The organism is Pseudomonas sp. R45(2017) (assembly GCF_002112305.1).
GTDB lineage: Bacteria > Pseudomonadota > Gammaproteobacteria > Pseudomonadales > Pseudomonadaceae > Aquipseudomonas > Aquipseudomonas paraglycinae.
Window position 1 is genome coordinate 209,201 of sequence record NZ_NEHH01000001.1, and the last position, 16,739, is coordinate 225,939.

18 protein-coding genes are annotated in these 16,739 nt (G+C 59.8%); 3 read left to right on the top strand and 15 right to left on the bottom strand.

Features of this window, described 5'->3' with window-relative positions; genetic code table 11:
* Positions 1–5: 5 nt before the first annotated feature.
* The 3 genes from csrA to CAF74_RS00960 form a co-directional block, all read right to left on the bottom strand.
* Positions 6–191 (bottom strand): carbon storage regulator CsrA, encoded by a 186-nt coding sequence (gene csrA / locus CAF74_RS00950; RefSeq protein WP_039770603.1) that lies wholly within the window; start codon positions 189–191, stop codon positions 6–8.
* 138 nt (positions 192–329) lie between these two features.
* Positions 330–662: a YnfA family protein gene (locus CAF74_RS00955; RefSeq protein ID WP_007950874.1), complete on the bottom strand. Its 333-nt coding sequence runs from the start codon at positions 660–662 to the stop codon at positions 330–332.
* A 64-nt stretch (positions 663–726) separates the two neighbouring features.
* Complete coding sequence (locus CAF74_RS00960; protein ID WP_085745029.1) at positions 727–1,542, bottom strand: SDR family oxidoreductase; 816 nt, start codon at positions 1,540–1,542, stop codon at positions 727–729.
* Positions 1,543–1,798: 256 nt separating this feature from the next.
* Here CAF74_RS00960 and CAF74_RS00965 point away from each other — a divergent pair, with 256 nt between their 5' ends.
* Positions 1,799–1,957, top strand: a complete 159-nt coding sequence (locus CAF74_RS00965; protein WP_169432680.1) for a DUF3309 family protein — start codon at positions 1,799–1,801, stop codon at positions 1,955–1,957.
* Positions 1,958–2,016: 59 nt separating this feature from the next.
* Here the strand turns inward: CAF74_RS00965 and CAF74_RS00970 are convergent, their stop codons facing one another.
* From CAF74_RS00970 to CAF74_RS01015, 10 genes are all read right to left on the bottom strand, one after another.
* Positions 2,017–4,110 (bottom strand): LTA synthase family protein, encoded by a 2,094-nt coding sequence (locus CAF74_RS00970; protein WP_085745030.1) that lies wholly within the window; start codon positions 4,108–4,110, stop codon positions 2,017–2,019.
* Positions 4,111–4,423: 313 nt separating this feature from the next.
* Positions 4,424–5,029 (bottom strand): START domain-containing protein, encoded by a 606-nt coding sequence (locus CAF74_RS00975; protein WP_007950871.1) that lies wholly within the window; start codon positions 5,027–5,029, stop codon positions 4,424–4,426.
* A 41-nt stretch (positions 5,030–5,070) separates the two neighbouring features.
* Entirely contained in the window at positions 5,071–5,325 is a 255-nt protein-coding gene (locus CAF74_RS00980) for a YkgJ family cysteine cluster protein (RefSeq protein ID WP_085745031.1), read from the bottom strand.
* 166 nt (positions 5,326–5,491) lie between these two features.
* Positions 5,492–5,971: a translation initiation factor 2 gene (locus tag CAF74_RS00985; protein WP_085745032.1), complete on the bottom strand. Its 480-nt coding sequence runs from the start codon at positions 5,969–5,971 to the stop codon at positions 5,492–5,494.
* Positions 5,972–6,045: 74 nt separating this feature from the next.
* A complete protein-coding gene (locus CAF74_RS00990) occupies positions 6,046–7,485 on the bottom strand; it encodes a PLP-dependent aminotransferase family protein (RefSeq protein WP_007950868.1) in 1,440 nt (479 codons plus the stop codon).
* 201 nt (positions 7,486–7,686) lie between these two features.
* Positions 7,687–8,499, bottom strand: a complete 813-nt coding sequence (locus CAF74_RS00995; RefSeq protein WP_085745033.1) for an OmpA family protein — start codon at positions 8,497–8,499, stop codon at positions 7,687–7,689.
* Positions 8,496–8,852, bottom strand: a complete 357-nt coding sequence (locus tag CAF74_RS01000) for a DUF4398 domain-containing protein (RefSeq protein ID WP_173892743.1) — start codon at positions 8,850–8,852, stop codon at positions 8,496–8,498. Before CAF74_RS01000 ends, CAF74_RS00995 begins: the two co-directional genes overlap by 4 nt.
* A 9-nt stretch (positions 8,853–8,861) precedes the next feature.
* Positions 8,862–9,698 (bottom strand): ABC transporter substrate-binding protein, encoded by an 837-nt coding sequence (locus CAF74_RS01005; RefSeq protein WP_085745035.1) that lies wholly within the window; start codon positions 9,696–9,698, stop codon positions 8,862–8,864.
* Between the two features lie 80 nt (positions 9,699–9,778).
* A complete protein-coding gene (locus CAF74_RS01010; protein WP_085647477.1) occupies positions 9,779–10,708 on the bottom strand; it encodes an electron transfer flavoprotein subunit alpha/FixB family protein in 930 nt (309 codons plus the stop codon).
* Between the two features lie 2 nt (positions 10,709–10,710).
* Positions 10,711–11,460 (bottom strand): electron transfer flavoprotein subunit beta/FixA family protein, encoded by a 750-nt coding sequence (locus CAF74_RS01015; RefSeq protein WP_007950859.1) that lies wholly within the window; start codon positions 11,458–11,460, stop codon positions 10,711–10,713.
* A gap of 525 nt (positions 11,461–11,985) precedes the next feature.
* Here CAF74_RS01015 and CAF74_RS01020 point away from each other — a divergent pair.
* Entirely contained in the window at positions 11,986–13,650 is a 1,665-nt protein-coding gene (locus CAF74_RS01020; protein ID WP_007950858.1) for an electron transfer flavoprotein-ubiquinone oxidoreductase, read from the top strand.
* A gap of 86 nt (positions 13,651–13,736) precedes the next feature.
* Here the strand turns inward: CAF74_RS01020 and CAF74_RS01025 are convergent, their stop codons facing one another.
* On the bottom strand, positions 13,737–14,627 hold the full coding sequence (locus CAF74_RS01025; RefSeq protein ID WP_085745036.1) for an AraC family transcriptional regulator: 891 nt from the start codon (positions 14,625–14,627) through the stop codon (positions 13,737–13,739).
* A gap of 191 nt (positions 14,628–14,818) precedes the next feature.
* On the opposite strand from CAF74_RS01025, the gene CAF74_RS01030 reads away from it, so the two are divergent.
* Complete coding sequence (locus CAF74_RS01030) at positions 14,819–15,871, top strand: NAD(P)-dependent alcohol dehydrogenase (RefSeq protein ID WP_085745037.1); 1,053 nt, start codon at positions 14,819–14,821, stop codon at positions 15,869–15,871.
* A gap of 4 nt (positions 15,872–15,875) precedes the next feature.
* Here CAF74_RS01030 and CAF74_RS01035 read toward each other — a convergent pair whose 3' ends face one another.
* The gene (locus CAF74_RS01035; protein WP_007950852.1) at positions 15,876–16,679 is read right to left on the bottom strand and encodes an IclR family transcriptional regulator; all 804 of its coding nucleotides are present in this window, start codon (positions 16,677–16,679) and stop codon (positions 15,876–15,878) included.
* Between the last annotated feature and the right edge of the window lie 60 nt (positions 16,680–16,739).

Consider the following 16,739-nt stretch of genomic DNA (forward strand, 5'->3'; position numbering starts at 1 on the left):
AACGGTCAGCGGCCCTTGCCGCTGGCCTGTTTGCGCTGGATCCGTTCGTAGACCTCGGCGCGATGCACGCCGATCTGCTCCGGCGCTTCGACGCCGAACCGCACGCTGGAGCCGTTGACCGCCAGAACGCGCAGAGTGATGTTGTCGCCGATGGAAATCAGTTCACCGACAACACGGCTGAGTACAAGCATGGGGGTTGTCCTTCAAGGTTTGCGAGCCTCGAAGATGCGCGGGTTTCGACCGCCCTACAATGCACGCCGGGCAATTCAGTCATTCCCTACGCATCAGGTCGCGCAAGCCTTCAGACGTTTCCTTCAGGGCTGCAAGATTCAGCTCGCGGAAAACCGTGGCCCGAACAGGATCACACTCGCCCCGATCACACACAAAGCCACACCGATCCAGTCCGAACCCAGCGGCCGGATACGTTCGACCACCGCCAGCCAGCCAATCGAAGCAATGATGTAGATGCCACCATACGCGGCGTAGGCGCGACCGGCGTAGGTCGCTTCGACGCGCGTCAACAGCAGCGCGAACAGGGTCAGGCTGATCAGCGCCGGGATCACCCACAAGGCGCTCTTGCCCTGGCGCAACCACATCCAGAACGCGAAACAGCCGGCGATTTCGAACAGCGCGGCGAGGAAGAACCACAGGTAATTGAGCATGCAAAACATCTCGTCAGGGTGACTGTTGCGGCCACCCTAACGATGCGGTGAACCCCGGGCAAGTTCAGCCGTTGTTCTGTTTGGCCTTGGCGCGCATCTTTTCGGCCATCGCGGTCATTTCGTTGTACAGCAGCTGCGGATTCTTCTGTTTGAGCGCCCAGGCCATACGCCCTTGTTCGTGAGGCAGGATCATGAACTCGCCGGCCGCGACTTGCTGGTAGATGTAGTCGGCAATATCGCTGGCGGTGATCGGCGAACTTTCCAGCAACTTGCCGACCTGGGCTTTCATCGCCGGCGTCGGGCCACGGAAGGAATCCAGCAGATTGGTCTGGAAAAATGACGGGCAGACCACATGAACCCCGACTTCCTGTTGGGCCAGTTCGATCAACAGACTTTCCGACAGCGCCACTACCCCGGCCTTCGCCACGTTGTAGTTGCTCATCGCCGGCCCCTGCATCAGCGCGGCCATCGAGGCGATGTTGATGATCTTGCCCTTGCTCAGTTCCAGCAGCGGCAGGAACGCCTTGCAGCCCTTGACCACACCCATCAGGTTGATCGCGATCTGCCAGTCCCAGTCCTCCAGCGACAACTCGCTGAAGAACCCGCCCGACGCCACACCGGCGTTGTTGACGATGATGTCGATGCCGCCAAGTTTCACTTCGCAGGCCTGGGCGAACGCCGTCAGCTGGCTGTAATCGCGCACGTCGCAGCGCTGGATGAAGCCGTCGCCGCCGGCCTCGCGAACCAGTTTCAGGGTCTCTTGCAAACCGGGTTCGCTGACGTCGGACAAGGCCAGTTGCCAGCCTTCACGCGCCCAGCGCAGCGCGATTTCGCGACCCAGGCCTGAGCCCGCGCCAGTGATCATCATGCGATTTTGCATAGCAGACAGCCTTGTTGTTCCGGGGAAGATGCGCGGAGTGTAGCGAAGGATCCGCAGCGACCCACGCTCCATCAGATTGCTGAATGGCGAGGGCAAACCGCAACAACAAACGAAATAAGCAGGCGAGCCAAATACCTTAAAAAAACATTGAATTTTCTTTCATGTGCACCAGTCGGAATTAACAAGCCGGCTGGATTTAATTCAACTTCCAGCCGCCCTTGAACACCAAGACTTAACAGACACTATCAACAAGGAAATAGACATGGGCACAATTTTAATCATTATCCTGATCCTGTTGCTGATCGGTGGTCTGCCGGTCTTCCCGCACTCCAGAAGTTGGGGTTATGGCCCATCGGGCATTATCGGCGTAGTGCTGGTAGTCCTGTTGGTGCTGTTGTTACTCGGTCGGATATGACTGTTTGACCGACAAAAAAAGAGGCCCTTCAAGGGCCTCTTTTTTATGGTGCCGACTGATCAGTCCGGCTTGCCGTTAATCACACCGGCGGTGTTGTCCATCAGGCTCTTGGTCGCCGTTTGCAGGAACGCTTCGAGCTTGAGTTTCAGCTCGGCTGTGCGCGGAGCATCCGGTACCACTTCAGCGTGCGGGTTGGCACCCAGCTCGTACTGATAGATCTTCGGTGCCATTTCCTTCTCTTTCGGCAGCACCAGGATCTGGTCGGCGGTGACGATGGCGGTGGTCTGCTCGCTGCCCGACGGCTTGATCACACCGAAACCGGTGTCACCCTGCGGCAGGTTCAGCAGATCGCGGCCCCAGCACTGATGGCGCACTTCGCCACCGAGGCGACCCATGATGGTCGGCACGATGTCGATCTGAGTGCCCACGGTGTGGTCACGGGTACCGAATTTTTCCTGGATGCCCGGTGCGATCATCAGCATCGGCACGTTGAAGCGGCCCAGGTCCATTTCGGTGATCTGACGCTCGTTGCCGAAGCCGTGGTCGCCGACGATGACGAACAGGGTTTCCTTGAAGTACGGCTCCTTGCGGGCTTTCTCGAAGAACTGGCCCAGCGCCCAGTCCGCGTAACGCATGGCGGTCAAGTGCTCGTTGAGCGTGCCACGATCCGTCACGCGCTCGACCGGCAGCGGCGTCGGCAAGGCGTACGGCGTGTGGTTGGACAGGGTCTGCAGCAGCGCGTAGAACGGCTTGCCGTTTTCCCGTGCCTTGAGCTCCACCAGACCGCGGTCGAACATGTCCTGGTCGGACACGCCCCAAGTCGGATCGGAGAACACCGGGTTCACGAAGTCGTTGCGGCCGACGAAGTTGGTCATGCCCTGGTTGCTGAAGAAACCGGACTGGTTATCCCAGGCAAAATCACCGTTGTAGACGTAGACATCGTCATAGTCACGAGCGCTGAGCAACTGCGGCAGGCCGGACAGCTTGTGGCTGCCTTCCGGGGTCTGCATCAGGTATTCGAAACCCGGCAGGTTCGGGAAACATGCCATGGTGGCGAACATGCCCTGGTGGGTGTGGGTGCCGTTGGAGAAGAAACGGTCGAACAGCAGGCCTTCCTTCGACAGCTTGTCGAGGTACGGCGTGATGTTGCCCGGCGCGCCCAGAGCACCGACCGAGTGACCGGCCATGCTTTCCATGAGGATCACGACGACGTTCTTGATCGGCAGGGTCTTGTCGGCAGGCGGCGTGTACTCACGACGCACGGCGGCGATATCGGCATCCACCAGTTTGTCGTCCGGCATCACCAGCATCTCGCGTACCACTTTCTGCGCCTGATCCTGCGGCAGCGTGGCTTTCCAGATGTTGTCGCGATCCTCGCCCATCCGGTCCTTGGCCGCCGCGATCAGCGACAGCGTGCCGTTGAGGCCGAGCTGATTGGCGAAGTTCGATTCGGTGGTATACACGTCCCCCCAACGCAGCGGCGGGCCTTGACGCAGGGTGCCGCGAGCGGCCACCACACAGACCAGCAGACATACTACGAAGACAACCAGACGCGCATACCATGGCGCCACTTGACGGGTGCCGACGTTGCCACCGCTGAACGGACCACGCGGACGGGTCAGACGGTCGGCGCCCTTGAACGCCAGGGTCAGGATCAGCGTGCCCACGGCCCAGGCCAGCAGATAACGCACCACCGGGAAACCGTACCAGAGCATGCTCATCACGGTTTTCGGGTCTTCCTTCACGTACTGGAACACCAGGCCGTTGAGGCGCTGGTGGAACTCGCGATAGAAGTCCATCTCCATCAGACCGAGGAACAGTGCAATGCTCGAAGCAACGGTCAGCCACAGACGGAAGAACCCGCGCGCCGCCATGGCCCGGGCACTGAACAGCGCCAGCACCAGCGGAATGCACAGGTACACCACCAGACGCACATCGAAGCGCAGGCCGTTGGCGAAGGCTTCGAGGAAGGTCGAGGCCGGGGTGTCGAGGATCATCTCGCGGTTGTAGACCAGCAGCGCGAGGCGCAGCACGGAAAACATCACCATCATGACCAGCGCGCACAGGAGCGTGTAGGCCAGATGCGATTTGACGGTCGGTTGCAGCAGGCGACTGGAAGATCGCTGCTGACTCAGGGCGTCCGGGTTTGCCATGTCGTTTTAGGACCCATTGGAAGTTGAAGTTGCAAAAATTCAGCTGCGCCCTGCCCTCTGTTGGCCATTCCAGGCCCCGGGGCTTGCGCGGAGCGCAAATGTTGCACGATCACCGGCGGCATTGCCATTGATTAGTGCCCGTTGCCGGACGCTTTCATTCAAGGCACGGCGCACCGGGACAGGTGCAGACAGCGCGGGCGAATTGTCTTGGAGACTTTGTGAAAATTTCGTCCAACGCATATCTGGAAACACAATAAACCCGGAAAACAAAACGCCCCGAGTTCTTCGGGGCGTTTACAGATGAACGCGACAGTTACTTCTCGGCGCGTTCTTTCAAGGCTTTGAGGGTGTTGAACGGTGCATCGACCACAAACTTGTTGGCGATCATCGACGGCACGCTGCCGCCCGGCTCGGTGTGAACCTGATAGGTCACTTCAACCTGGTCGCCTTTTGGTACGAACTTCCAGAAGCCTTTGACTTGAGCAACCCGCACAAAGCCCTTTTCTTCAGGCAGGTACTTCGGCACGCCTTCCAGATTACGGGTCAGGCTGCCATCGGCGCCTTCAACAGTGGTGACATGCAGAATCGAATCGCGCGGAGTCACCGGCCATGGCGTGTTGAACTGAGTGTAGGTCCAGCTCTGGTCGCCTTCGTGCTTGAGCAGTTTCTGGGTCTTGCATTCGTGAATCCAGGCGCAGGCACCGGAAACGTCTTCCTGCAAGGCGCGCAGTTTGGCGATGGTGGTCTTCATCACGGTCACGCCCTGATAAGACTTGTAGTCCGAACCCGGCACTTCGCTCAGGGAGACCTTGATGCCGTCCTCGTTCTTGGCGACTTTCCAGTCTTCAGCCTGGGCGGCCGAGGTGGCCAGCACGGCCGTCAAACCACACAACACAGCGATACGATGCAGCGAACCCATAGTCTTATTCCTTATTGTTGAAGTTCCGTTCGTTTGACACATCACGCCGCCGTCATCTGCTCCCACCAGCCGAGCAGTCTGATCGCGTCGTCCTGGCTGCTGCCGCAGACTTCGGGATCGGCCTTGAATCCTGAACAGACCGCTGGACGTTCCGGTCGGCCGAAAATGTTGCACAGGTTATCGACCGACAACTGAACGCAGCGTTCACCGGCAGGTTTGCCATCGGGCATGCCTGGAATCGGCGAACTGATGGAAGGGGCAATGCAGCAGGCGCCACAGCCTTCACGGCATTTCATGACGACGCACTCCTCGCAGCGGGCAATGTGTTAAAGGGACGCGGAACAGGGTAACCGCTTAAACGGCTGTTTTAAATTGCCTGAACCGGGGTTTTTACGCAGAAACGAAAGTGACTGACCAGTCTCCGACAAAGCGTCTGGTCTGCGGGTCACCGATGGGGACGATTTATTGCTTGAACTCGAAATCCAGCGCCGCGCCTTCGACTTCCCGACGCTCCTCATTGCGCAGTTGCAGCTGCATTTCGTTGCTGAGCAGACGGCCGTTGAGCTGAAACCCGTTGTTCTTGTCACCGAACATTTGCGGCAGAATCGGTTCGCGTTTGGGCAGCGTCACGGAGCCAGGTGGTTTCAATTCCTGAACCATATCTTTGGGCAGGCTCAAATCGAGTTTCGCGGACGGCAACGGCGTCTTGGCCACTTCTTTTGCCGACTTCGACTTGGAAGCGACCGGTGCGCGCTTCTTGGCTGGAGCAGCCTTTTTCTGCGGTGTTTTTTTCGCTGGAACGGTTTTCTTGGCCGTGACCGGTTTTTTCGCGGTAGCGGTGGCCGGCGTCTTTTCCTGCGCCGCAGCCGCCAAAGCGCCGGGCACATGACCCATCAACAGCAAGCAGAACACGACCCAGGCGGCAGAAAATTTCGCTTTCATGAACCCAACGAAGCTAACGGCAGATAGCCATATGCTCGCCTGTTGGACGTCACATGACAAGCGCCCTCAATGTTTCAAAACCCGCCGGCCATCTCCTGGCAGAGCTGGGTCGCCAGCATCCCGAGGGTCATCAGCGCCCGTTCCGCCTCGCGATTCCACGGGATGCCGCAGTTCAACCGGATGCAGTGGTTGAACTGTTCGGTGTTGCTGAAGATCAGGCCTGGCGCAATGCTGATGCCCTGTTGCAGCGCTCGCACGTGCAATTCCTGGGTGTTGACCCGCCCTGGCAGACTGACCCATAGAATGAATCCACCGGTCGGCCGGGTCATCTGAGTGCCTTCCGGAAAATACTGCTGAACCGCCAGCTGGAATGCGCTGAGATTTTTTCGGTATTCCTGGCGGATGTACCTTAAATGCCGGTCATAGCCGCCGTTTTCCAGGTACGCCGCGATGGCCATTTGCGTGACGCTGCACGCCGAATGGGTGCTGAAAGTCTGCAAGCGCTGGATTTCCTGCTGGTACTTGCCGGCGATCATCCAGCCGATGCGCACACCGGGCGATAATGTCTTGGAAAAACTCGAGCAGTAGATCACCCGATCGAGCCGGTCGTAGGCTTTGAGTGATTTTGTGCGACCCTGTTCGAACATCAACTCGCCGTAGATGTCGTCTTCGACGATCTGGATATCGAAGTCCGAGGCCAGTCTCAGCAATTGCTTCTGCCGTTCTTCCGGCATGGTGCCGCCGAGTGGATTGCTCAGACGCGTGGTCAGCACCAGCGCCTTGATCGACCATTGGTTGGCCGCCAGTTGCAGGGCTTCGAGGCTCATGCCGGTGGCAGGATCGCTGGGAATCTCGATGACTTTCAGGCCCAGCAGGTCAGCCAGTTGCAGCAACCCGTAATACGTCGGTGATTCGGCGGCGATCAGGTCACCGGGGCGAGTCAGCACCCGCAACGACATCTGCAAGGCGTCGACGCAACCGTGGGTGATCACCACTTCCGAAGGGTCGACGACAACGCCTGCATCACGCATGCGGATCGCCACCTGTCGGCGCAGCGGCTCGAAACCCGGGCTGAACATGTAGCTGAACGCCCGAGGGCTGTGAAACCGGGTGACTTTGGCCAGTTGCTGATGCAGGGCGCGCACCGGCAGGTAATCGACACTCGGCACCGCCGCACCCAGCGGGAACACGCCTTCACGACGGGATTCGACCAGCACTTGCTGAATGATGCTGCTGCGGGTGACCAGGCCTGGCCGTTCGACCCGGGCGATGTCCGGCGTGGGCGCCGTCAGTGCGGGAGTCTGGTGCACGTAGTAACCGGACTGCGGCCGCGCGCGGATCAGGCCCTGATCCTCGAGGTTGGCGTAAGCCTGCAATACGGTGGCATGGCTGACGTTGAGCTGCGAACTCATCTTGCGCACCGAAGGCACGCGCTCGCCAGGTTGATAGACGCCACGGCGGATATCTTCGGCCAGCTGTTGAGCAATACGTTGGTAGAGCAAGAGATTGGTCATGACGCAGCACTCGATTTCACGGGCGTTTTATTCTTGTGTGAAACAATACCGGAACAGTTTGGAAGTGTACTGGGACAGTTGCCATATTAGTCAACCATACAGTGCTGTGTCGGTTAAATCTGTACTGCTTTGTGAGGTAATCGACAGACGTAAAAAAGCCCGGCGCTGCCTGACAGCCCGGGCTTTCCAGTAACGCCACCCTCAGCGGGTGGCGCCGAGCTGGCCTTTTTCGTCGGAGAACACGATTTCCACCCGACGGTTCTGCGCACGCCCACGCTCGGAAGCGTTTGCGTCCACCGGGTATTCGTCGCCGTAGCCTTCGACCTGAATGCGTTTTTCGTCGATGCCCAGATCCGTCAGCACGTCCGCTACCGACTGCGCGCGATCGCGGGACAGCTTGAGATTTTCCTGCTTGCCGCCGGTGCTATCGGTGTAGCCCTCGATGCGCACGACGCGTTTCGGGTTGAGTTGCAGAAATTGCACGATCTTCAGCACCACGCGGTTGGCCGAATTTTTCAGTTCGGCTTCGCCGGTATCGAACAGCACGTCACCCAGGGTCATCACCAGGCCACGGTCGGTCTGGGTGGTGGCCAGCGCAACGATCTGCTCTTCCAGCCATTTGCCCTGCTGTTGCACGCTCAGCAGTTTCGACTCGCGCAGGGCCAGTTGCAGGCGCTGGCGTTCAAGTTCCAGTTTCGCTGCGCGTTCTTCGTTGAGCACCTGATTGGTGTGCTCACGGGCGATTTCGCTGTAGCGCTGACTCAGGTAGGCGTAATGCACCACGTCCGAGCCGCTGCCCCAGTACGTCGACAGACGATCGGCACGGGCCAGGGACTCACCGGCGCGAATCACGTCTTTCGGCGCGATACGCAGCACGTTGGAATCTTCCTTGACCTTCTGGAAGTCGGTGCTGGCCTGCTGCAATGCGGATTCACTGTGCTGACCGGCGCAGCCGTACAGGCTGGCGCAACCGGTGAGGATCAGAGCGCCGAGGGTTTTGGACTTCAGGCTCATTGGGCATCCCCCAGTTGCTTGCGCAGTCGGACGATGCGGGTGTTGAGCACATTCACTTGCTCTTCGCTCTTCTGGGTCAACACTTTGGCTTCCGCCAGACGGGCGTCGAGTTCGGCCTGTTCGAGGCGCATCCGCGCATTCTTGTACGATTCGCCGGCCATGCTGCCCTTGGCCCGGTTGAACTTGTCTTCTGCCAGTTTCATTTCCGGCACGTCTTCAGCGGTGGCGCCCACGGCTTTGGCTTGCTCAAGGGCCTGCTCGGTCAGGCGCATTTGTTCGTTGGGTGCCGGATCGCTGGCGCAACCGGCCAGGGCCAGAACGGCCATGGCCGCGAAAAGAAGTCGATTACTCACTAAGAATCCCTACTGTTTTGGGGCGCTGACAGGTGGTTGCGGCGGCTGTTGCTGCTGCGCCTTCCAGCGCTCGATGTTGCGTTGCAGCGCGGCTTCCGTCAGGCCGGACGCGGGCAATTCTGTCATCTTTTTGGCCAGCTGTCCGCGCAACCACGGATCGTTGCAGGCCGAGTTGTGCGAAACCGCGAGGAACAGACCGGGCCGGTCGATGGGTTGTTCAAAAGCCAGCAGATCATTGGCCATGCCCAGTGCCTGCGCGGCTGCCATGCCCGAGTAGCGACCGGCGAGTACATATTCCACCTCGCCCAGCAGAAGTTTCTGAAACGCCTGGGTCAGGTTTGCCGTACGGGTCAGGGTCAATTGCTGCTCGGCGAAAGTGCCGAATGCCGGGGTCATTCGAGACTTTTCCGACAAGCCTCCGGTATGCCCGTGCAGGTCTTTGGCTTCGCTATAGACGAGGGTCGAGCCCTTGCGCGTCCACACCAGGTAATCGTTTTCCAGCAACGGCGGGTGTATGTAGTCGAGGTTTTCCAGCTCGTTGAAGGTCAGCGGCGCGTCAGCCAGCATGTCCATGCGCCCGCTGCGCACCTCGTCGAGGGCCTGGGAACGCTTGCCGGCGTAAAGCAGATCGACTTTGATCCCCAGCTCTTTCGCCACCTGTTGCAACAGGTCGGCGCTGGCACCGATCAGTTGTTTGGGGTTCTGCGGATCCTGCCAGAGATACGGCGGTGCATCCGGGCTGCCGGTGACGACCAGCCGCTCGCACTTGCCCGCCGCCACCGACAGGCCCGGCAACAATGCCAGCCCCAGTAACCACGAGCAGCCCAACCGACGATGCAGATCCATGGCGAAACGCTCCCACTCAAATCCGAGACAAAAAAAAGCCCGACCAAAAGGTCGGGCTCTTTATAAGTGAAGCGGCCGGATTAGACCAGCTTCTCCAACTCAGGTACGGCTTCGAACAGATCCGCCACCAGGCCGTAATCGGCCACCTGGAAGATCGGTGCTTCTTCGTCCTTGTTGATCGCAACGATCACTTTGGAGTCTTTCATGCCTGCCAGGTGCTGGATCGCGCCGGAGATACCGACGGCGATGTACAGCTGTGGCGCAACGATCTTGCCGGTCTGACCGACCTGCATGTCGTTCGGTACGAAACCTGCGTCGACCGCGGCGCGGGAAGCACCAACGGCAGCGCCCAGCTTGTCGGCCAGAGCGTACAGGTGTTTGAAGTTGTCGCCGTTCTGCATGCCGCGGCCGCCGGAAACGACGATCTTGGCAGCGGTCAGTTCAGGACGATCGGACTTGGCCAGCTCTTCGCTGACGAAGCTGGAAGTGCCGGCGTTGTGAGCAGCAGCAACGGATTCAACCGAAGCGGAACCGCCTTCAGCGGCAACCGGGTCGAAACCGGTGGCACGCACGGTGATTACTTTGATCGCAGCGGTCGATTGCACGGTAGCGATGGCGTTACCGGCGTAGATCGGACGCTTGAAAGTGTCAGCGCTTTCTACCGAGATGATCTCGGAGATCTGGTCAACGTCCAGCTGGGCAGCAACGCGCGGCAGGATGTTTTTGCCGTTGGAAGTAGCGGCAGCCAGGATGTGGCTGTAGCCAGCGCCCAGCTCTGCAACCAGCGGAGCAACGTTTTCCGGCAGCTGATGCGCGTAGGCAGCATTGTCAGCGTTCAGGACTTTGCTCACGCCAGCGATTTTCGCGGCGGCTTCAGCCACGGCGCCAGCGCCCTGGCCTGCAACCAGAACGTGAATGTCGCCGCCGATTTTGGCAGCGGCAGCCACGGTGTTCAGGGTGGCCGGAGCCAGCACCTTGTTGTCGTGTTCGGCGATTACCAAGATAGTCATGATCAGATTACCTTCGCTTCGTTTTTCAGTTTCTCGACCAGTTCAGCCACCGACTTGACCTTGATGCCTGCGCTGCGTGCAGCCGGCGCTTCGACTTTCAGGGTCTTGTTGGTGGAGGCGGTGGAAACGCCCAAAGCGTCCGGAGTAAGCGTCTCGAGAGGCTTCTTCTTGGCTTTCATGATGTTTGGAAGGGACGCATAGCGCGGCTCGTTCAAACGCAGGTCGGTGGTGACGATCGCTGGCAGTTTCAGGGAAACGGTCTGCGCGCCGCCGTCGATTTCGCGGGTCACGGCAACGCTGTCGCCGGAAACTTCGACTTTCGAGGCAAAAGTGCCCTGACCGTAGCCGCTCAGTGCAGCGAGCATCTGGCCGGTCTGGTTGTTGTCGCTGTCGATGGCCTGTTTGCCCAGGATCACCAGCTGAGGCTGTTCCTTGTCGACCACGGCCTTGAGCAGCTTGGCCACGGCCAGGGAAGTCAGGTCTTCAGCGGATTCGACGAGGATGGCGCGGTCGGCACCCAGAGCCAGTGCGGTACGCAGCTGTTCCTGAGCGGTGGACGGGCCGATGGAGACGACGACGATTTCAGTCGCAACGCCTTTTTCTTTCAGGCGTACGGCTTCTTCCACTGCGATTTCGCAGAACGGGTTCATCGACATCTTGACGTTGGCGAGGTCTACGCCGGAATTGTCCGCCTTGACGCGAACCTTGACGTTGTAATCCACAACGCGTTTGACAGCTACAAGAACCTTCATGGATTCCTCGTTACTCTCCGGTGAAAAGAAAGTCGCCTAGGCGAACCTGGCGGTTGATGCTCATCGGGCACAAGGGCACCTCTAAAAACGCCGGCTGAGCGGGATGACCGTTCGTCAGTCGTGACCGACGAGTCATGCCGCTTCGCGGTGTGTAAACTGCGCGCCGAACCTGCGCTGCGCATCACCGGTTACCGCCTACGCCCTGTCTTTAGAGGTGCTCTTGAAACCACCATTCAGCCTACGGCGAGCGCAAAACCGCCCGTATCTTGACCGGAACGCCCATTCTGGTCAATACGCCAAAATGGCCTGTCATAAGCCGCGCTTCTTTGATTTCTCTGGGCTGGAGCCGATTCAAACAAACGTTTGTATTGGACGCTAAGAGTGGTGTAGATATAATGCGCCGCCTAGAGAGAAAGGTGGTTTGCCCATTATTAGCCTTGACGTTAACGTAAAGGCAATAACGGATACGACACCGAACCTCCAAATTAGAAAAAAAACTGTTGAGCCTTGAGTAGGAGATAGCCTGTGGAACGCGAATACATGGAATTCGACGTGGTCATCGTCGGTGCCGGCCCCGCTGGCCTGTCCGCCGCCTGCCGTCTGAAGCAGAAGGCCGCCGAAGCCGGTAAGGAAATCAGCGTCTGCGTGGTCGAAAAAGGCTCCGAAGTCGGCGCACACATCCTGTCCGGTGCCGTGTTCGAACCGCGCGCTCTGAACGAACTGTTCCCGGACTGGAAAGAACTCGGCGCCCCGCTGAACACGCCCGTCACCCGCGATGACATCTTCGTGCTGAAAAACGCCGAAAGCGCGCAAAAAATTCCTGACTTCTTTGTGCCCAAGACCATGCACAACGAAGGCAACTACATTATCTCCCTCGGCAACCTGTGCCGCTGGCTCGCTCAGCAGGCCGAAAACCTGGGCGTGGAAATCTACCCGGGCTTCGCCGCTCAGGAAGCGTTGATCGATGAAAACGGCGTGGTACGCGGGATCATCACCGGCGACCTCGGCGTCGACCGCGAAGGCCATCCGAAAGAAGGCCTGTACACCCCGGGCATGGAACTGCGTGGCAAGTACACGCTGTTCGCCGAAGGCTGCCGTGGCCACATCGGCAAGCAACTGATCAAGCGTTACAACCTCGACAGCGATGCCGACGCCCAGCACTACGGCATCGGCCTGAAGGAAATCTGGGAAATCGACCCGGCCAAACACCAGCCAGGCCTGGTGGTGCACACCGCCGGTTGGCCGATGGACATCATGGGCACCGAGAACACCGGCGGCTCCTTCCTCTATCACCTGGAAAACAACCAGGTGGTGGTCGGTCTGATCGTCGATCTGTCCTACAGCAACACCTACCTGTCGCCGTTCGACGAATTCCAGCGCCTCAAGCATCACCCGGTGCTCAAGCAATATCTGGAAGGCGGCAAGCGCATCAGCTACGGCGCACGTGCGATCTGCAAAGGCGGCCTGAACTCGCTGCCGAAAATGGTATTCAAGGGCGGCGCGCTGATCGGTTGCGATCTCGGCACCCTGAACTTCGCCAAGATCAAGGGCAGCCACACCGCGATGAAGTCCGGCATGCTCGCCGCCGAGTCCGTGGCCGACGCGCTGTTCGCTGAAAAGGACGGCACCGAAGAGCTGACCACCTACGTCGACGCGTTCAAGAAGAGCTGGCTCTACGAAGAACTGTTCGCCAGCCGCAACTTCGGCCCGGCGATCCACAAGTTCGGCGCTATCGTCGGCGGCGGTTTCAACTGGCTGGATCAGAACATCTTCGGCGGCAAACTGCCGTTCACCCTGCACGACACCAAGCCGGACTACGCCTGCCTCAAGCTCGCGGCCGACTGCAAGAAGATCGACTACCCGAAACCCGACGGCAAGATCAGCTTCGACAAGCTGAGCTCCGTGTTCATCTCCGGTACCAACCATGAAGAAGAACAGCCGTGCCACCTGAAACTGACCGACCCGACCATCCCGCTGAGCAAGAACCTGCCGCTGTATGACGAGCCGGCACAGCGCTATTGCCCGGCCGGCGTGTATGAAGTGATCACCAAGGAAGACGGCGAGAAGCGCTTCCAGATCAACGCCCAGAACTGCGTGCACTGCAAGACCTGTGACATCAAGGATCCTTCGCAGAACATCACCTGGGTGACGCCGGAAGGCGCCGGCGGCCCGACCTACCCGAACATGTAAGTCGAATTGCTGAACATCAAGGCTCCCGAAACGGGGGCCTTTTTGTTGCCCGCGATTCAGTGCATCACATCAATACTTGTGGCAGTTCAGGCAGCGCGCTCATCCCCCGGACTGCGCTCGAAATAGCGTTTGTACTCGCGACTGAACTGCGACGTGCTCTGATACCCCACCCGATGCGCCACCTGCGCCACTCCCAGTCCCTCGGCGATCAGCAACGTCTGCGCCTTCAACAAACGTAAACGCTTCAGATACTGCACCGGCGACAGCAACGTGCTGCGTTTGAAATGCTCATGAAAGGTCGACACGCTCATGTTCGCGCAACTGGCCAACGTCTCGACATTCAACGGTTCGGTGTAGTGCGAATGCAAATGGCTGATAGAAGCCGCCACCCGGGCGAACTGCCCCTGCTGCTCCACCAGCGCCCGCAGCACATCAGCCTGAGGTCCGCGCAACGCCACGAACAACAACTCCCGCACCCGCGCCGGCCCGAGAATCTGGCATTCCAGCGGATCATGCAGACAGCGCAACAAGCGCTCGACGCAACCGCGCATGTCATCGTCGAGCACCACCGACGTCATCGACTCCGGTGTCTGCGCCGGAATATTCCGTCCCGGCGCCAGCCCCATGGCCAGCACCAGTTCACCGAGCAGCACCCGGTCGATCGCCACCGACACACCCAGCAACGGCGCGTCCGGCAACGCGTAGGTCTCGCACTCGAACGGCACCGGCAACGCCTGGATCAGGTAATGCCCGGCGCCGTACTCCATGGTGCGCGGCCCCAGATACGCCAGTTTGCTGCCCTGGGCGATGATCATCAGGCTCGGCTCATAAATGTGCGGGCCACGGGCGACGTCGCAACTGGCGCGCAACACCTGCACGCCCGGCAGCCCGGTCTGGCTGTAACCATCGCGCAGTGCCAGCGGTTCGATCAGCGAAACCAGGGTGGCGTTGGCATCAAGGTGACGGGTTAATTGCATCGGGTGGCTCTTCAGAAAAAATCACAGAAAAAGGGATAAAAGCATCATCGCAGATCCTTTTGCCAATGCGACCGATCAACCCCGCATGCCGGAGGATTAGGCATGACACCCGGAGGAATCGCCATGGCCGGACGACCGGACGGCGCCCAGAATGCGCCGCCTCACCTGTCACTGCTTTTGCGAGGTTTCACATGTACACCGCCATCGGCTATGCCGCTCAAACGGCCACCACTCCCCTCGCCCCGATGAAGTTCGAACGCCGCAGCCCTAGAGCTGACGACGTCGCCATCGAAATCCTTTACTGCGGCGTCTGCCACTCCGACATCCACCAGGCGCGCAACGAATGGGGCATCGCCGTTTACCCGTTGATGCCCGGCCACGAGATCGTCGGAAAAGTCACCGCCGTCGGTGCGAATGTCACTAAACACAAGGTAGGCGATCTGGTTGGCGTCGGTTGCATGGTCGACTCCTGCCGCACCTGCGAAGCCTGCCAGTCGAACCTCGAGCAATACTGCCTCGAAGGCCCGACCATGACCTATGCCACCCCGGACCGGGTCGATGGCAGCAACACCATGGGCGGTTATTCGGACAGCATTGTGGTCAGCGAACACTTCGTGGTGCGCATTCCCGAGAAGCTGGATCTGGCGGCTGCCGCACCGATTCTCTGCGCCGGCATCACCACCTACTCGCCGCTCAAACACTACGGTGTAAAGGCCGGCGACAAGGTCGGGATTCTCGGCATGGGCGGCCTCGGTCACATGGGCATCAAGTTCGCCAAGGCCATGGGCACTGAAGTGACGCTGTTCACCCGTTCGGCAAGCAAGGCTGAGGAAGGTCGTCGCCAGGGCGCCGATTACGTGATCGTCTCCACCGACGAAGAGCAGATGAAAGCTGCAGCCGGTCGTTTCGACTTCCTGCTGGACACCATTCCGGTCCAGCACGATCTCAACCCGTACCTCGACACCCTGCGCTTCGACGGCGTGCACATTCTGGTGGGTCTGATCGAACCGATCGATCCGCCGGTCCACGCCGCCAAACTGGTGCTGGGTCGTCGCGTATTGGCCGGCTCGTTGATCGGTGGCGTCGCCGAAACCCAGGAAGTGCTGGACTTCTGCGCCGAACACAACATCAGCTGCGACATCGAAATGCTCGACATCCGCCAGATCAACGAGGCCTACGCGCGGATGATCGCCGGTGATGTGAAGTATCGCTTCGTCATCGACATGGCGACTCTGAAGCTCTGATTCCTCAGACCTTCAAGCCAAGCTCCGCCGAGAGCCGGGCCGTGACCCCTTTGATCAGGGGAATCAGCTCGGCCATTTTTTCCAGCGGCATGTACGGCACGGTGCTGGCGATGCTGATGGCCGCGACGATGCGCTTGCTCGCGTCGCGGATCGGCGCCGCCACGCAGCGGATCGACGGCTCGTTGTCTTCCAGATCGAACGCATAGCCACCGGCCACGTACTCGGTCATCCGTTGCTCCAACTGCTCCCACGACTGCTGGGGATGCTGCGGCCAGAACTGACTTTTCCCACCCGCCGGCAGACTGATGTCGTACAGTCGCTGCCAGTCCTGCGGTGCGTCATCCAGCATCAGCGCCTTGCCGATCCCGGTCCGCGCCAGCGGCATGCGATGGCCGACCCGCGAGCGCATTTCCGGGCCGTTGCGCCCCGGATTCTTCAGCAAATAAAGCACCTCGTCGCCTTCACGAATGCCCAGGTGAACGGTGTCGCCGGTCAGCGCCGACAACTCGTCCAGATAAGGCCCGGCCAACGTCACCAGCGGCAACTCTTCACGCGCCTGGAAACCCAGTTCGATCAACTTCGGCCCCAGCAGATAACCGACTTGCGGCACGACGCGCAGGTAGCGCTCGTCCACCAGACAACTGGCCAGACGATGGGTGGTGCTGCGTGTGGTACCGATCAGGCGGGCAATCTCTTTGAGATCGCGGGCGCCACTGGCGACGGCCTGCACCACACCCAACCCGCGAAGCAGGGTCTGGGTGCCGGTCGGCGCGGCGTCCTTGGCGGTTTTCGGGGCGTCTTCCTGCATATCCAGCCTTTAGCGTTGAGCGAGGGAACGGGCGGCATTATGGTCGCCCGACAGGGACGA

What these genes read in the sequence shown, in the direction of transcription:
- csrA (WP_039770603.1), bottom strand. Translation starts at nt 191, where the DNA reads ATGCTTGTACTCAGCCGTGTTGTCGGTGAACTGATTTCCATCGGCGAC.
- CAF74_RS00955 (WP_007950874.1), bottom strand. Translation starts at nt 662, where the DNA reads ATGCTCAATTACCTGTGGTTCTTCCTCGCCGCGCTGTTCGAAATCGCC.
- CAF74_RS00960 (WP_085745029.1), bottom strand. Translation starts at nt 1,542, where the DNA reads ATGCAAAATCGCATGATGATCACTGGCGCGGGCTCAGGCCTGGGTCGC.
- CAF74_RS00970 (WP_085745030.1), bottom strand. Translation starts at nt 4,110, where the DNA reads ATGGCAAACCCGGACGCCCTGAGTCAGCAGCGATCTTCCAGTCGCCTG.
- CAF74_RS00975 (WP_007950871.1), bottom strand. Translation starts at nt 5,029, where the DNA reads ATGGGTTCGCTGCATCGTATCGCTGTGTTGTGTGGTTTGACGGCCGTG.
- CAF74_RS00980 (WP_085745031.1), bottom strand. Translation starts at nt 5,325, where the DNA reads ATGAAATGCCGTGAAGGCTGTGGCGCCTGCTGCATTGCCCCTTCCATC.
- CAF74_RS00985 (WP_085745032.1), bottom strand. Translation starts at nt 5,971, where the DNA reads ATGAAAGCGAAATTTTCTGCCGCCTGGGTCGTGTTCTGCTTGCTGTTG.
- CAF74_RS00990 (WP_007950868.1), bottom strand. Translation starts at nt 7,485, where the DNA reads ATGACCAATCTCTTGCTCTACCAACGTATTGCTCAACAGCTGGCCGAA.
- CAF74_RS00995 (WP_085745033.1), bottom strand. Translation starts at nt 8,499, where the DNA reads ATGAGCCTGAAGTCCAAAACCCTCGGCGCTCTGATCCTCACCGGTTGC.
- CAF74_RS01005 (WP_085745035.1), bottom strand. Translation starts at nt 9,698, where the DNA reads ATGGATCTGCATCGTCGGTTGGGCTGCTCGTGGTTACTGGGGCTGGCA.
- CAF74_RS01010 (WP_085647477.1), bottom strand. Translation starts at nt 10,708, where the DNA reads ATGACTATCTTGGTAATCGCCGAACACGACAACAAGGTGCTGGCTCCG.
- CAF74_RS01015 (WP_007950859.1), bottom strand. Translation starts at nt 11,460, where the DNA reads ATGAAGGTTCTTGTAGCTGTCAAACGCGTTGTGGATTACAACGTCAAG.
- CAF74_RS01025 (WP_085745036.1), bottom strand. Translation starts at nt 14,627, where the DNA reads ATGCAATTAACCCGTCACCTTGATGCCAACGCCACCCTGGTTTCGCTG.
- CAF74_RS01030 (WP_085745037.1), top strand. Translation starts at nt 14,819, where the DNA reads ATGTACACCGCCATCGGCTATGCCGCTCAAACGGCCACCACTCCCCTC.
- CAF74_RS01035 (WP_007950852.1), bottom strand. Translation starts at nt 16,679, where the DNA reads ATGCAGGAAGACGCCCCGAAAACCGCCAAGGACGCCGCGCCGACCGGC.